21 protein-coding genes are annotated in these 14,635 nt (G+C 47.2%); 11 read left to right on the top strand and 10 right to left on the bottom strand.

Translation table 11 applies throughout. The features are described 5' to 3' along the window. The first annotated feature begins 183 nt into the window (after positions 1–183). The 4 genes from VV869_RS23730 to VV869_RS23715 all read left to right on the top strand — a co-directional run bounded on the left by VV869_RS23730 (position 184) and on the right by VV869_RS23715 (position 4,167). Positions 184–678 carry a DUF695 domain-containing protein gene (locus tag VV869_RS23730; protein WP_337737420.1) on the top strand — a complete coding sequence of 165 codons (495 nt, stop codon included), beginning with the start codon at positions 184–186 and terminating at the stop codon, positions 676–678. Between the two features lie 90 nt (positions 679–768). Continuing rightward, the gene (locus tag VV869_RS23725; RefSeq protein WP_337737419.1) at positions 769–2,190 is read left to right on the top strand and encodes a phosphoribosyltransferase-like protein; all 1,422 of its coding nucleotides are present in this window, start codon (positions 769–771) and stop codon (positions 2,188–2,190) included. A 78-nt stretch (positions 2,191–2,268) separates the two neighbouring features. Further along, positions 2,269–2,889: a hypothetical protein gene (locus VV869_RS23720; RefSeq protein ID WP_337737418.1), complete on the top strand. Its 621-nt coding sequence runs from the start codon at positions 2,269–2,271 to the stop codon at positions 2,887–2,889. Positions 2,890–3,528: 639 nt separating this feature from the next. After that, positions 3,529–4,167: a hypothetical protein gene (locus tag VV869_RS23715; RefSeq protein ID WP_337737417.1), complete on the top strand. Its 639-nt coding sequence runs from the start codon at positions 3,529–3,531 to the stop codon at positions 4,165–4,167. 131 nt (positions 4,168–4,298) lie between these two features. Here VV869_RS23715 and VV869_RS23710 read toward each other — a convergent pair whose 3' ends face one another. From VV869_RS23710 to VV869_RS23685, 6 genes are read right to left on the bottom strand one after another with little or no spacing between them, the layout of a single operon-like run. Then, positions 4,299–5,306 carry a DUF968 domain-containing protein gene (locus VV869_RS23710; protein ID WP_337737416.1) on the bottom strand — a complete coding sequence of 336 codons (1,008 nt, stop codon included), beginning with the start codon at positions 5,304–5,306 and terminating at the stop codon, positions 4,299–4,301. Further along, positions 5,300–5,611 (bottom strand): hypothetical protein, encoded by a 312-nt coding sequence (locus tag VV869_RS23705; protein WP_337737415.1) that lies wholly within the window; start codon positions 5,609–5,611, stop codon positions 5,300–5,302. Before VV869_RS23705 ends, VV869_RS23710 begins: the two co-directional genes overlap by 7 nt. Then, entirely contained in the window at positions 5,608–5,796 is a 189-nt protein-coding gene (locus VV869_RS23700; protein ID WP_337737414.1) for a hypothetical protein, read from the bottom strand. Before VV869_RS23700 ends, VV869_RS23705 begins: the two co-directional genes overlap by 4 nt. Beyond that, the gene (locus VV869_RS23695; RefSeq protein WP_337737413.1) at positions 5,796–6,515 is read right to left on the bottom strand and encodes a phage antirepressor KilAC domain-containing protein; all 720 of its coding nucleotides are present in this window, start codon (positions 6,513–6,515) and stop codon (positions 5,796–5,798) included. The genes VV869_RS23700 and VV869_RS23695 overlap by 1 nt, the downstream gene beginning before the upstream one ends. Before the next feature lie 3 nt (positions 6,516–6,518). Continuing rightward, on the bottom strand, positions 6,519–6,722 hold the full coding sequence (locus VV869_RS23690; RefSeq protein WP_255390299.1) for a hypothetical protein: 204 nt from the start codon (positions 6,720–6,722) through the stop codon (positions 6,519–6,521). Further along, the gene (locus VV869_RS23685; protein ID WP_337737412.1) at positions 6,712–7,701 is read right to left on the bottom strand and encodes an ATPase; all 990 of its coding nucleotides are present in this window, start codon (positions 7,699–7,701) and stop codon (positions 6,712–6,714) included. The genes VV869_RS23690 and VV869_RS23685 overlap by 11 nt, the downstream gene beginning before the upstream one ends. A 239-nt stretch (positions 7,702–7,940) precedes the next feature. On the opposite strand from VV869_RS23685, the gene VV869_RS23680 reads away from it, so the two are divergent. Further along, a complete protein-coding gene (locus VV869_RS23680; protein WP_337737411.1) occupies positions 7,941–8,402 on the top strand; it encodes a hypothetical protein in 462 nt (153 codons plus the stop codon). Between the two features lie 119 nt (positions 8,403–8,521). On the opposite strand, the gene VV869_RS23675 is transcribed toward VV869_RS23680, so the two are convergent. Genes VV869_RS23675 through VV869_RS23665 form a run of 3 tightly spaced genes read right to left on the bottom strand, consistent with a single transcriptional unit; the run spans position 8,522 to position 9,514 of the window. Then, the gene (locus VV869_RS23675; protein WP_337737410.1) at positions 8,522–8,806 is read right to left on the bottom strand and encodes a hypothetical protein; all 285 of its coding nucleotides are present in this window, start codon (positions 8,804–8,806) and stop codon (positions 8,522–8,524) included. Continuing rightward, on the bottom strand, positions 8,803–9,258 hold the full coding sequence (locus VV869_RS23670) for a YmfL family putative regulatory protein (RefSeq protein ID WP_255390293.1): 456 nt from the start codon (positions 9,256–9,258) through the stop codon (positions 8,803–8,805). The genes VV869_RS23675 and VV869_RS23670 overlap by 4 nt, the downstream gene beginning before the upstream one ends. Positions 9,259–9,277: 19 nt before the next feature. Next, positions 9,278–9,514: a helix-turn-helix transcriptional regulator gene (locus tag VV869_RS23665; protein WP_337737409.1), complete on the bottom strand. Its 237-nt coding sequence runs from the start codon at positions 9,512–9,514 to the stop codon at positions 9,278–9,280. A gap of 114 nt (positions 9,515–9,628) precedes the next feature. Between VV869_RS23665 and VV869_RS23660 the strand changes: the two genes are divergently transcribed. The 6 genes from VV869_RS23660 (at position 9,629) to VV869_RS23635 (ending at position 13,818) form a co-directional block, all read left to right on the top strand. Beyond that, complete coding sequence (locus tag VV869_RS23660; RefSeq protein WP_337737408.1) at positions 9,629–10,288, top strand: LexA family protein; 660 nt, start codon at positions 9,629–9,631, stop codon at positions 10,286–10,288. Between the two features lie 211 nt (positions 10,289–10,499). Continuing rightward, on the top strand, positions 10,500–10,895 hold the full coding sequence (locus VV869_RS23655; RefSeq protein WP_337737407.1) for a hypothetical protein: 396 nt from the start codon (positions 10,500–10,502) through the stop codon (positions 10,893–10,895). Positions 10,896–10,934: 39 nt separating this feature from the next. Further along, entirely contained in the window at positions 10,935–11,759 is an 825-nt protein-coding gene (locus VV869_RS23650; RefSeq protein WP_337737406.1) for a DUF2303 family protein, read from the top strand. Between the two features lie 48 nt (positions 11,760–11,807). After that, the gene (locus VV869_RS23645) at positions 11,808–12,077 is read left to right on the top strand and encodes a hypothetical protein (RefSeq protein WP_337737405.1); all 270 of its coding nucleotides are present in this window, start codon (positions 11,808–11,810) and stop codon (positions 12,075–12,077) included. A 2-nt stretch (positions 12,078–12,079) separates the two neighbouring features. Next, positions 12,080–12,289 (top strand): hypothetical protein, encoded by a 210-nt coding sequence (locus VV869_RS23640; protein ID WP_337737404.1) that lies wholly within the window; start codon positions 12,080–12,082, stop codon positions 12,287–12,289. 305 nt (positions 12,290–12,594) lie between these two features. Next, complete coding sequence (locus VV869_RS23635) at positions 12,595–13,818, top strand: site-specific integrase (protein ID WP_337737403.1); 1,224 nt, start codon at positions 12,595–12,597, stop codon at positions 13,816–13,818. Between the two features lie 47 nt (positions 13,819–13,865). Here VV869_RS23635 and VV869_RS23630 read toward each other — a convergent pair whose 3' ends face one another. Then, positions 13,866–14,399 carry a Kiwa anti-phage protein KwaB-like domain-containing protein gene (locus VV869_RS23630; RefSeq protein WP_337737450.1) on the bottom strand — a complete coding sequence of 178 codons (534 nt, stop codon included), beginning with the start codon at positions 14,397–14,399 and terminating at the stop codon, positions 13,866–13,868. Positions 14,400–14,635: the final 236 nt, after the last annotated feature.

Here is a 14,635-nt window from a genome sequence, read left to right as displayed (position 1 = left end):
AGAACTGATAAGGTCTCGTTATATGCACATGCTTGTTTTGCCCGAAAGCAAAACCGTGCGCAGCTATCAAATTTGGATATAAGCTATTGATACTTAATGTTAAAGCGCTAACATCCAATCAAAACAGTCTGAGTGTTATCGAGCATGCTGCCTAATACTCTGTTATGTTCCAGGAGAATTGATTTGCTAGGGAAGTTGTTTGGTAGAAAAAAGGAAGAGCCTCTTAAAGCAAATGAGGTGCGTGTGGTTCTTCCTGATGAGTCCTACACGCTTATGGAATGGAAAGAGGACAGCTTGCCGTGTGTTGGGATGCTCAATTCTGCACTCAGTGACTTCGAGCACAAACAGATTTTCGGATGGCACCTCTCGGTGATAATCGACTTTGATGAAACAGTCGAAAATGGAATGCCGTCGGAGGAAGAAAGAGAAATAGTCGATCCGTTCTGCGACAAATTAGACGAAGAAATCAAAGCAGGTGGAAACGCTTTGTTCCTTGTCAGAGAAACTTGGAACAAAACTCGACGCCTGGTCTGGAGAGTTTACGATCCAGAAATTGCACACCAACACCTCCAGTACTTAGTTGATCACCAAAGGCATCCTCGGCCTTTTGATTGGCGCATGGAACAGGACCTTGAGTGGAGCCAAGCCGAATGGTATTTCAAGCAACTGAGAACATAACAAGTGGCTGTTGTCGGACGTGCCTACGCTGCGCTCCGACACGCCGCAAAGCCAAGCGTTAAGCAATTAAGTAAAAGGAATCTAATAATTGTGAAGTATCCAATAGCTCTTTCCCAAAGGATTGATGAAGTCTCTAAAATCGTCGAATGCTGGCCAGTTGAAAAAGATCTGACGCAAGTTCTAAATTGGCTTATGCAGTTTGACAATGAAGATATCGACTTAGGCGTTAGAGTTATTAAAAACCTCAATGTAATCGGGTTTGAAGACTTAAATACGGCACTAACTATTGCTTATAGTAAGTTGGAAAGAATGGCTGTCGATAAAGGAACCAAAATAACAAGTCGGAATACACTTTTTGCTGGCATAGGTGATGGCGCAAAAAGTGGAGCGATGATTGGGTACAATTTTAGAATCATCAATGAGCTGTCAGAAGATAATTTTATGGATGATGAATCTATGAATTTTCTAGAGGCCGGAATGATCGACAATATCGTTCTTGTGGATGATATAGTGGGTACAGGAAAGCAGGCAACTGATGAAATAAAGTCTTTAACTCAAACAGTAACACCTTTGGGTGTTAAAAATATCTTTTTGCTAACGGCTGTTGGCATGCAAGATGGTATTAAAGCAATATCTTCAAACACGAAAGCTCATGTATTTAGTGCATTTGAGTACTCAGAATTAGATACCGTAAATTGCCTGGATTCGCCATTTTATGAAGGTATTCCGCACGAAGAGCGCCAGGATGTAAAAAGTCGACTGGAATACTATGGAAAGGTAACAAATAAGTCTCCACTTGGGTATGGCGGCATCGGAGCTCTCATAGCGTTTTACTACAATACCCCAAATATTTCTCTCCCGATTATTTGGGGTAGCAAAAATTCCTGGCTGCCATTATTTAAGCGTGCTGTCAAGATTAACGGAATAAACTCTTACTATAAACAGATAGAATCAAGCATTACAAAGAAAAAGAGAGAGCCATCCCAAGGAAAAGAAAATGAATTAGTCATACTAGTAGAAGGAAAGCAAGATGAAGTATTCTTTGATCATGTTGTTTCTCTGATTAAAGATAGGCTTCCTTTTGAAAAGGTAAGCGTTATTTCTATGGGAGGATTTGGGTCTAAAAAGCTCATTGAGAACATATCTCGCTTAAACAAAAACTGCTTATTTATTGTCGAGGAAGACGAATTTGCTCCTCCTAAATTGGTAGAGCGCTTTATTCAGAATCTTGGTGACAATCCACATATTCTTGTTAAGTCGCTCATTCACTTTTTAGATCTAGACTCGTTATCTGAGAATGAAAGGTGGTCTGGTTTCTTTGCACGAATTGAAAGGTTAGGCGATCTAGGTGATCGAGATAAAATGAGAAGATTAGAGAAGGAAGTGCGAATGATGCTTCATCGTAGTGAGTCTCGCACTAGAGAACTATTTTCCTCACATCTTGATGCAGAAAAAATAGCAGCATTGGAAAGTGAATTAATTGAGAGAATATCAGAGCTTAAAAATGCTTAACAAGGCGCTGCTGGCGGACAAATTTCCGCTGTGCTCCAAAATTGCCGCAGAGCGCGGCGTTAGGCTTCAGGAGGAATTATGTCTGAATTATGGAAATCAATTGTAGCTGATGTTACAAAAAACATTATCGACAAATTATTGATAGGTGCAATTGTTGGGATCGCTGTTTTTTATGCTACGTATTTGCTCGACGAAAAAAAGTCTGTTAATGACGCATATGTTGAGTTTAACAAGACCAAAGTTATGAAATTAGCCGAGGTATGGGAACAGGCTTACTTGCTCAATACGTCTCTAAACATGTATCGTGATTACTACAATTCAGTTGACAACGAAATTAAGTCAGAGTTTGTCAAGATGCAACAACAGCTTAAAGACGGTGTTTCTCCTGCGCTAGCAGAATCTAATATTCTCCTGGTTGAGAAAAAAATAGCCCAAGACTTTAAGGTAAGTATCGCTGAACTTGACCAAAAACACTTAAAGTCATTTAACGATGTATTAAGTAAAAATATGTTTTGGGTAGAGCAAGAACATTTAATACCTCTATTGGAGTACTCAAAAGTCGTTAACGAAATAGCTCGAATAGCTCCATTGAAAAGTGACTCATCTAAAGAAAGGCTTAAATTATTGCGTTCACAAGCTGACGAATACTCGAAAACGATCAATGATGTGAGAGATCAACTGTTACAGCATTCACTCTGAAAAAGCCTAACGCGCAGGGTGAGATCACATGTGTTTACTTTTTGAACAGCTGTGAATTCCCTCGGGCTGGTTGAGTGATTATTAGACACCTCATGCATTTCACACCTGGGGCAGATGGTTAAAAATCCCTCTATTTGTAGATCCCAACGTGCCTTACATGTGGTGATTTTACAATTTGTTAACTCACGCTCTCACCCTGGCCTAACGCGGCCACATGGACTCCCCCAGTTGTCAACAACAATGCCAGGTAACGCAAAGCTTGGTACTGCTGCTCTTCATCCGTCTGGTTCCTGACTCTTGCTACCATGATTATTTGCGTATAACCCAGCTTTGCCTGCTATCGCTCTCGGGCCCAGTAATGAGACGCGCCGCTGACTACCATCCCAACGATAGCCAGCGGAATACTGGCAAACACCAATAGAACGTTTGATCGCGTTATTGTTTTTGGTTCAACAGCTTGCCTTGGTGATCCTCTCCGTGGATACTGAAGCTATGTTTGGCAAATCAATGCCATAGATGATGACATGGTGGCCTCCGGTGATTTCGTGTTCAGACTTACCTAGTGTTGCAAAGCCTGATGAGGGGTGCCCATATGATTCGTTATAGCGCTATTTAAAGCTTTTGGTTAAGGAAGAATATATGCCATTAAAAAATAAGGCCGGATATTCAGGTTATCAACGTAATCCAGACGGCACATATATTTGTGGAAAAGCCTATACCGGCTATCAACGCAACCCAAATGGTACGTATGTTTGTGGTGGTGCCTACAACGGGTATCAACGCAACCCAAATGGTACGTATGTTTGCGGTGGCGCGTATACCGGGTATCAGCGTAACCCTGATGGAACATATGTTTGTGGCGGTGCCTATACTGGCTACCAACGTAACCCAAATGGAACATATGTTTGTGGCGGTGCCTATACCGGGTATCAACGTAACCCTGATGGAACATATGTTTGTGGCGGTGCCTATACCGGGTATCAACGTAACCCTGATGGAACATATGTCTGTGGTGGTGCCTATACCGGGTATCGACGTAATCCAAATGGTACCTACGTTTGTGGTAACAAATACACCGGGTATCAACGCAACCCAAATGGTACGTATGTTTGCGGCGGTGCCTATACCGGGTATCAGCGTAACCCTGATGGAACATATGTTTGTGGTGGTGCCTATACCGGCTATCAGCGTAACCCTGATGGTAGCTATGTTTGTGGTGGCGCGTATACCGGGTACCAGCGTAACCCTGATGGTAGCTATGTTTGTGCAACTGCATAATGATTGGCTAAGCTAGTTTGCTTAATTACAAAATGGACGTAACCGCTATATAAACACAGCCTGAGGTGAAATTAACTCCCCCGTTCTAGCAACACGCTGCTATGCCTGCTCCTAAAACGGGGGGACCTCACCTACTCCAGCGCCCCCAGCTCGAGGGCCTTTTTCAGTGTTGCTTTCACGTACTCGAGCTGTGAACCATGCCGTTCTTCCCAGGCTTTGGGATCATCATGAAAACGGCGGTGCTCGTTGGTTTCTAAAGGGATGGTGAAGAGATCATGAGTTTTGCCGCCCATCTTCCCTTCGCCGTGGCCGATTAAGTGATGAGCGACGACGTTTTCGGTTTTACCGGTGATCACACAGGGCAACGAACGCACAAACTTCAGATACTTTTCGCTACGCCAGATAAGCTCTTTTGGCCGGGCCATGTACATCGCTGGTGGCTCGTCATCCACCTTGAGCTGGATGGGTTTCACCCGGTCGGCCAGCAACGCCTTCGTATCGACTTCAAACCGTTCATCACTCTCGCGGCGAAGCGTAAGCGTCTCTGATTTGGGTTTTGGTCTTAGACCAAACATCTCATCGACGACAGCGCGCGGCAGGCAGTCGTACACGCCATTCACCACACTCCACCAGCAAAGCTCAGGTAACGAAACCGCCCGATATAACCTCAGCTGGTGCTTTACCGTTTCGAGGCCCCACAGCATGACATTACGCCTGGCGATCGCCCTGCCCTTTTCACTTGGATTGATGCGCTCCTCATTGTCATGGTGCCAGCAAAGCCGGATGGCCCCGCTGGCGTAATCCAAGAACGTCAGGTTTTTATCGCAATAGTCACTGTCCGACAGCTGGCAATGTGGGATCCGCTCTAACCAGTGATAGAAGCTGCCCAGGCACTTCTGGACATCCGGATGAGCAAAGAACTCGAGCAACCGCTCATCATCCACCAGCGATGTTGAACGATCCGGTAACACCGGACGGTTCAGCTTCCCGCTTGGCACGTTCACCAGCTCTTCCGGTAACGGCATGACCACCAGCCGGTTACCCTGGCTCATTTTGACCAGCTCAGATAACAGGGTTTTGCCGGGTTTGAACATCATCAAACCCAGATCAGGCTGCAGGAAAGGTTGAAGGACTAACAACTTAACGCCTCCTCAATCATCTTGATCGCTTCCCCCCGCTTGATCATGTCACCTGTAAAGCGCAGTACCGTCCAGCCTCTTAATGCCGCGGTATTGTATTTCTCGCAGTCCCCTTCAAACCCTTTTCCCCGGGTGTGCCGGCCATTCGTCCAGGTACCGCCCTCAACCTCAATCGCCACGAGCAGATCCGGATAAGCAAAATCGAATCTCCACCGACGCTTTTCATGGAACCGGTACTCAGCGACAGGCACATCCAGCTTTACTGCCCGAATGTGCGTTAACAGCAAACGCTCTAACTGACTCACAGCACCACCTCTTCATTCCATACGGGATTCAGTTCGGCTTCAACGCGCGCCTCACGCCCTGATCCGGCAACAGTAAGCGAGGTCACAAAGTGTGGTATTCCCTGGTGGTGATAAACACGCTGCTTCTCATAACAAATGCAAAGCGCTTCAACAGCTTTGCTATCAGGTAACATACGAATAATCATCAGGCTGCCACCGCCTTTAAATGACCGGTTTCAATCAGCTTTTTGCGGAGCCAGATTTCACCCTTGCCGGTGATCATCGCTGTATGGCTGATGCGGGTCTGAGAGTTTGTCTCATACGTCCCCTGCTTCACCGTAAAGTAGCCTCTCTCGACATACTCCTGGTATGGCAGGTTGTAAGAATCCCCACGGCTCATGAATACCTTGATCTCCCGAAGAATACGGAAGATGGTCACCGGCCCTAGCCCGACCGTCTTGGCGAACTGACCCAGCTTCACCCCCTTGTCTGCACCAGCAATCGCATCGGCAAACTCAACTTTCGGTTTGGCTACCGCCAGGGCGTGATTTTTGGCTTCTATCTCCTTCGCCTGGTTGGCAGCTAATTGCAGAGCTTCAGCAAAAGAGCCCGGGACTTTCGGTCGGTTCTGCTTTTCCAACTCTTGCCAACGATCCACCACGACTGCGGTGAACTCCGGACATAAACGCGCCACCACAACCAATGTATTTCGTCGGTTCAGGTGATATTCGTAATAGGTCCTCTGGTTCTGTGGGTGAACATAGGGGGTCTCCTTAATCTCAGGAACCCCATCACTCGGCTTGAGTACTCTGCCGCTCACCAATTCACGAATAATCTTCATCACATTGTCATGGCGTTTATTGGTTAGCGAAGCAATCTCGTGACTGCTCATTGTCATTTCTGTTTGGGTCGTCAGTTCAAACATTGGTCATCCCTCCACCAGCCAAAGCTTATGCGTATTCCCTGTCTGCTCGTTGTTCATGATCCGGATGTTGGCGCCGGCCTTACGTGCTTTATCTAACAGTCGAACCAACTCACAGACATGCACACCCAGCTCGTCGCACAGTTCCTTTGGCGTCCACACTCTGGCGCGGGATACCATCAAGGCTCGAAGATCCTTTTCACTGGCCATTCCTTCCCCCTAGTTCGTCCAGAAGCTGCTGTCGTTGTCGTGACATTTCCGCGATACGGCGCTTACTGGAATCGATCGAATCCTGTGTGGCTCCCCAGTCAATCGCGCGCAGCAGTGCCTGGTTTTCGTTGTTGATTTCCAACTCCAGATCGCGAATCTTGTTTTTCAGCTGCGTACGTTGATCTGGTTTTGGCTTCGAAGCTGGTTGAGCCGCTGCCGGTACCGCATAACCCCGGTCTTGCTCTTTGGCCAGCCAGGAGTTGATGAACCGCTCGATGCCAGATTTGGTTTTGCGGCGGCGAGGGTTCGCAGCAAGCCAGCCGATCATGTTCCGGAACTGCTGGTGGACGTCCACCGCCGGGTACAGCCCTGCCAGTGCCTGAACGTCTTCGGCGTACAGCGGGAACAGCGACTTGTCATTCAAGACCAACTGAAAAACAGGTTGCCGCTCGTCGGCATCGAGCTTGCTCGGTGCATTAGGGATCTGTTTGTTTGTATATGGTTTGGATCTGTTACTGGAATCGGTAATATTCCCACTTCCATGGTTTTGGTAATCTTCCCGATTCGACTCGGTAATATTTCCATTTCCATCCGGTAAAATTACCGAATCCATTTGGGAATCCTGTTCAGTTGCAGGAAACAGTAACTCCACCAGCCGATCACCATTGATCTGGTAATGCGTTGTCGGGACGCCATTGGCCTTCTTCACCCGGCTCTGAATCACATCACCCAGCCGCTTCTTGAGCTGGCGAACGGCGTAACGCACCTGGTCTGTGGTCAGGCACAGTTCAGTGCCCAACTCGTCATTTGATTTATAGAACCACTCACCGTCGGCTTTGGTGCTGGACCAGAACACCAGCTGAGACAGCACGGCAGCATGGGTGTGGTTACCCTCGCAGAATTTGATATATGGACGTGGAATGCTGATCGCTGCTGCCTGACCAGATAGCTCACGCACGACGTCGAACAACCTAGCCATTACGCCACCTCCAAACGTGTTGAGCGGTTTTGATAAACCAGACCGCACGAACTGGGCTCCTTGGTTGAAGCGCGACCAAACAACCAATAGAATGCATATGCGACCAAATGACTAATGCAAGGAAAGTGAAATGTCTGGACATCTACCGTCTGATGGAAGAAGAGGGAATTACCCTCGAAAACAGCCTCCACCGCCGCCTCCACAAAGGCCACCACAGTCGTAATAAAAGGAGAAGCAACATGAAACGCCACGAGCAAGAATTCAACGTTATCTACTGCTACAGACTGGAAAAGTACCTCTACACCTTCTGGCGCAGAACCTACAACCTCGTGGTGTTTCTCCAAATTTTCCTGAGTACCATGGTGTTCTCTGGAGTAGCTGGTACTCAATGGTATGGTGCTATCATGGCAAGCCTGACGATTGGTGCTTTCGTCTTTCGCCCCGACAGTGCGATGGCAAACGCCAAAGCTCAGATGTCCGAGTACTCTCGTGTGAGACTCCATATGAGTAAAATGGATGATAAAGAGCTGTCGGATGAACTTCATCGGCTGAAGCCTAAAGACAGCGACCCTCTCGGTTGTTTCGAAACTCCGGCTTACAACCGGGCCTCGATTGAATGTGGCCAAGTGGACTACGTAGATAGCCTGACGACTTTCGAAACGTTTCTTGCCTGGCTGGCCGGAGATCTCCCCAAAAAGTAGAATCTCCCCCTCAAAAATCGCTTTGAAAAATGAGCGGCTGATTTCTACGACACCATATTTGCCCACCATGAAATACCGCCATTGGTGGTTCTCTATACGGGCCTTTAGTGCTATTCTCCTCATGACTTCTCCGGGTTCTTTCGTAGGTTTTTCGGGGTGGTTAGTGATTTTTCCTCGCAAGAAAATTCACATCCTGGCTTTAAGTCGTTGCCGCGGCTTAAAGCCAACTCAATTCTTTTCTCTACCGTTTGGATATGCAGATCGCATCGAGCCTTGAGTATCTGAAGCCGTTCCAGTTCGAACCGGTCTCCTTCAACGTCCTGCTGCACACGAATCACTCGGCAAGAGTTCATCGTCATATCCGACATCTGCTTCACCATTTCCCAGAACTGATCTGTTTTCATACGTCCTCCGCGTATAAAGCATCGAGCTTGAGCATGAAGGCCTCGAACATGCCCTGATAGTCATTCTTCAACCGCGCAATGGTCTTCCGTTCCCGGGAGTCAAACACACCGTCGGCCCTCGCCTCTTCTATGGTTTTATCCAAAAGCCCCTTCACCGCATTCAGCTGCAAGTGGCAATCGAACATGTCGACGCTGTCCAGCTGTGCCACTCGTGGGCGCGCCACAACCATGCTGCCAACACGCTCTGCAAAGTACTCAGCAACGTATGACGTCATCGTCAGATCGGCCATCTCCACCAGCTCATCAACACTGAAGAAGCGCGAGCCTTTCTTTTCGTACAAGTGGTTATTGAAGCTATCCACGGACATCCCCAAAACCGCAGCAACCGCTTCCTTCCCACCGGTTACCCCCGCAATGGTCTTGTTCACCATCTCTTTCTTGTTTATCACCATCTGCTCCTGTGTTTGGTGGTTAGTTCCTTGGTTTTTTTGAGGTATCTTGATTTCCAGGCGTGGGGAAAACATCCTCAAATGAGCAATTGGCTCCCATACGGTTCAATGCTTCGACGATACGCCAACACATGTTTATGTTCGGCGTACGTATCCCCTTTTCAAAGTGAGCAATAGCTCCTTGCGTTACCCCAACATGCTCAGCCAACTCATCCTGAGAGGCATTAATTGAGGTTCGAATAGCTTTAAGATTTGACATAAATTCTCCTTACGACCGGAACAATAATACATAACGTAATTTTACACCACAAGATCATATTACATTTTGTGACTACAGCCACTTATTACAGCCTGTAATAATTAGAGAATGAAAATGCAATGGAACATGCTGGTAAAAGCCAGACTAAAAGAGCTAGGGATAACCCAGGAGAAGTTGTCTGAGAGATTGGGCATAACTCAGGGGGCGGTTGCGCATTGGTTAAACAAACGCAGAGAACCATCGCTAGAACAGATCAGCCAAATTTTAAAGGCTGTTGGCCTTGATAAGTTGACTCTCCATTCAGATGGAACGTTAGAATATCCTGACAACGTCATTTCGAATGTAACCCAGATAGATATTCAGCCTTTTGATAAACAGCGGTTCCCAGTGTTAAGTTCAGTCCAGGCCGGGGCTTGGACTGAAGCAATCGAGCCCTGTTCAACTATTGATGTTGATGAGTGGTATGTCACGACAGAGCGCACCAGTGAACGTTGCTTTTGGCTTCGAGTTCAAGGGGATTTGATGACTTCAGCTACGGGTGTTAGCTTCCCTGAAGATACGCTTGTTCTAGTGGATACTTGCAGAGATGCTGAAAATGGATCGCTGGTTGTCGCAAAGCTCACAGATGTAAATGAAGCTACTTTTAAAAAGCTCGTCATCGATGCCGGGCAAAAATTCCTGAAGCCATTAAACCCTGCCTACCCAACCTTACCTATCAACGGTAATTGTAAAATTATCGGCGTGGTCGTCGACGCAAAACTGAAACTAATTTAACGGACGGCTTTAGCTAGCAGCCATTCGCATTCGCTCTACTTTCAAACCGCCTTTTGGCGGTTTTTTTGTATCCCCAACATTAAAAATTACATTATGTATTTACACGGAAAAATACATAATGTAATTTAATAGAGCATTAAGGGCATTGGAACCAAAGGATAGACAAGTTGTATTTGGATTAACGAGTACCACTGAATTGCGAGGAAAAACGATGCAGAAACAAGAAGCCGGAAACCTCAGTGTTGAGGATCGCACCACCAACTTCCCCAAGTTGATGCAAGAGCTTGATGGCGGAGTCATCTCAAATGTCATGGGACTGGCCATGTCGAACGTTGCCCGAGCTGTTTCGTACAGCGACAAAGCCGGCAACGTGAAGATGGACCTCAAGCTGAAGCCCATGGGCACCAACAACGAGATGGTTGAAATCACGGTCAACATGTCGGTGAAGGAGCCAAAAACTGGTTTCGGCGCCAAGAGTGAAGACTTCCAGTACACCTCAATCGCGTATGTAGGGAAAGGCGGCAAACTGACCTACGACCGACCAAAAGAAGACGTTCACGGCCAAGTCGTTATAGAAGACGCCGTGCTGCGGGAAGTTCGCAGCTAATACACACCACCCGATTCAATCACCTGAAAGAGAATAATCATGAGCATGGACAAATCTGCAATTCAACAAATTCAAGAAACCGGCAGCGCGAAAGAGTTTCTGGCCCAGCTGGCTGGCACAGGGTTTCCTGTTGCGGCGCTCCCTGAAAACTTCGCACTGCACAGCCTGGAAAGCTACATGCCTAACCGCAACACTTTCCGCGGCCTGATGAAAACGGCCAACATCGATGAATTTGTTCGCTACCACGAAGAGTATCAGACCGAAGGAAACCAGTGTTTTATCAACGCCGACAGCATGTCCGCGTTAACCATCTTTGACCTGGGCACTCACAATATGCCCGGCCATTGCAAACACCAGGCGCAACTCACTTTACGCAAAACAGCACTGTTTCGTGCCCTGCTGAACGTGAATGAAGAGCGCCTCGGACAAAAGCAACTGGCCGAGTGGATCGAAGATTACAGCGCGTCGATCCAAGTGTTTTCGACCACCGGTGACGTCATTGATAACGCGGTCGCCTCTGCCGCGGTTCGTAACATGAAGTTCGAATCAAAAGCAGGCCGTGAATCAAGCGTTGATGATTTCAGTCAACACCAATCTGAGTACGAGTCGATTGCTGTTCGTACCAAAGATGAGTTCCCAATGCCTGCCGTGTTCAAGTTCACCTGTGAGCCCTACCTGGGGCTTGATGAGCGCGTGTTTGAACTACGCATGAGCACCATCGGGAACGATACGCTGGTGCTGCGGATCAAGAAATTAGAGCAGCATCAGGAAGAAATGGGCGAAGAGTTCCAAGAGAAACTTCAAGCCAAGTTCCTGTCGGAAGAAATCGAAATCGACACCTTTATCGGCTCGTTCTCTTCATAACCAGATGACGCGCCCTTTCAGGAGGGCGCTTCTTGCGAGGAAAAATCCATGTCGAAGAACTGTTTAACGTTTGTTGCAGAGTTCGATAGTCCGGCAAAACCGGAGCTTAGCACCGAGATGGAAATTTGCGGTGGAAAAGTCATCGCAGTCTTTGTCGGCAATGCCGTAGCAGAACTCGATGAACAGACAGAGCGAAATAATGAATTTCAAAGATCTGCTGATATATCGCAAATGTACGAAATTGCTCGTTCACTAACAAATCACAGCATGCATTCAATCGTTGAAGGGTTGTATGACGCGGGATACCGGAAAGACTAGCCATGGCTACAACATTTCAAACAAAACACGGGGTGATTACGGTCGGCAAGCCGTATTACCTCTTCCCATTGGGACAGGTGGTTGACCTGAAGCTGATACGGCATGAAAACCAAGAGAATGGATGGGGAGTCAGCAAGCCCTACCCGGTTTCAACTGAACTCACTTCCGATCTGCTAAGCGACTTTGCCGATCAAGCCAGCAAGCTATTGTAAGGTATGCTGGCGCTGAACAAAGCGCCCCACGCTTCAAGCAATACCGCGCATTGAGTCTGCGCATTTAAAAAGTCAACCACCAGTTCTGCCCGTTACTGGTGGTTACCTTCAACATCATAACCAGATATATAGGTCACATACATGAGTAGATCTCAAATCGCGATTGTTACGCTGAAGAAGGCTTCTGAAGAGATCGGTCTGAGCACCAAAACATTGCGAGAAAAAGCTCGTGACGGGTTCTATCCATCCACTGTCATGAGAAAGATTCACGGCACCTGGATGGTAGATATTGAGGAATGGAACCGATGGCACCGAATGCAATAGTAGATAACCTTCCATCAGGGGTAGAAGTTCGCGGCAACTCAGTGCGAATTTCTTTCTACTACCGGGGGAAGCGTTGCAGAGAGTCACTTGGCTTACCCCCGACCAAGCAAAATGTTAATTTTGCAAAACAAAAGCGTGAAGCCGTCTTATACGAAATCAAAATCGGCACCTTTAGCTACGCGGCTCACTTTCCTGAATCCAAGCATGCGTCAGGAAAGCCGGGAGCATTAGATCTGGGCCAACTCGCGAAACAGTTCCTTGAATCCAAAGCGCACGATATTCGCCGGTCGACCCACCAGCGTTATGAGTGGGTGCTGAGGGACTTTCTCGAACTCTACGGCGCAAACCGGAGCTGCGACACGCTATCGCCCAGATCACTCACGCAATTTCGGCAGGAGCTGGTTAAAGGGAAAAGTGGCCGGACGATTAACCGTAACCTGGTCACCATCAATGCCTTTCTGGCCTGGCTACACAAAATGGAGTACGTCGAGCGGGATCTTTCGGAGGTGCTCACCCGGGTGAAAGAGAGCGAGGTCGACATACAACCCTTCTCGGTGGACGAAATTAACAGAGCACTGGCTGAATGCCACCAGCTACAGCATCGGAATATGATCACGCTGCTGGTTTACACCGGGATACGCAGCGGCGAGTTATGTGCCCTCGCCTGGGAAGACGTGGACTTTGAAAACAACACCATTCACATCCGGCGATCAACCTATGACAGACGTGGCCTCAAAACAACCAAAACTGACAAAGAACGCTTTGTTGATTTACTGCCACCAGCCATTGAAGCCCTGAAAGCGCAACGCCACTTAACGTATTTGTTTCCGGCCAAAGACTATGATGTTGAGTTGCCCGGCCAAGCTTATCGCCAGGAGAAGCTCCGCTTTGTCTTCAACCCAAAGGCCGTTCGAGAGCAGAAGTGCAGCGACTACGACTATTACGGGAAACGCGCGCTTGGCAAAGTTTGGGAAGCCCTTTGCCAAAAGGCCGGCATTCCACACCGAAATCAGTACCAGTTACGACACACCTACGCTAGCTGGATGATCACCCACGCGAACGTCAATGTCAGTTACCTGGCGCAGCAAATGGGCCACGCCGACATCACCATGGTCGCCAAGGTCTATGGGAAGTGGTTAACGGAGTCGAACAAGAAAGAATCCGATCGGGTGTGGGGAGAGTTGCAGAAGGTTCAGAGGAAGTAAACCGCCGAAAGGCGGTTTGCATTACTATTCGCTATAATAAGACAAGTTCACTGTCCCTCTTGAAGCGTGTTGTTAGCCGCTTTTCTGGTGTTGACTGCTCTCTTTGAATTAGTCACGAATGCAGTATTTGAGAGTGGAGACTTGTAATAGTCTTCATCTAGGAAACGAAGTAATTTTTTAAGGTCTGACTTATCGTTGGGTAGCTTAATGACCTCATCTGAGCCGTCCCTTTCGGTTGAAAATGGAATATTAAACTCGGTGGCTACAGCTTTCATTTCATTGATAGGTACGCTTTGTAAAATACCACTTTGTTGTATAAGAGATATTTTGCGCCTTACCCATGAGTCTGACATTTCAATCAATCGCTCAACATTTTCAGATTTTATTATTCCAACAGATGCAAACTCTATTACATCATCATCAGTAGCAACTTTATAGTACTCACTCAAATCAAACATTTGGCGGGCGTTATGAAAACTAAAAAACTTCAGTTTCCCACTTTCTAAAGTTGCGGTAAGTTTATGATCAATAGTTAACCCTATGCCTTCAATCTTTTTGTAAACATTTGACGAGTGGAAGATAGATAGCCCATTTGTTGAAATTACTCTTCTTCTGTCGAAATTTTGCAGTAGTACTTTTACATTTCCACTATCTGTTGTATACCCCGTGACTAGAGCTTTTATTTCTGTAAAAAACGGCTTTGTTGATCAAATCAGGAAAACAACAGATCTACCCAATTTAAGCCATGTTTTAGCTAACTTTACGAGTTACGGGCATGCCGAGCCCTGTTAACTTGTTCAACGCACGAACGGCAGCA

This window comes from Photobacterium sp. MCCC 1A19761, assembly GCF_037389125.1.
In the GTDB taxonomy this organism is placed as follows: Bacteria; Pseudomonadota; Gammaproteobacteria; order Enterobacterales; family Vibrionaceae; genus Photobacterium.
Note: the sequence above shows the minus strand (reverse complement) of the source record. Positions and strands in the feature narration are given on the sequence as shown.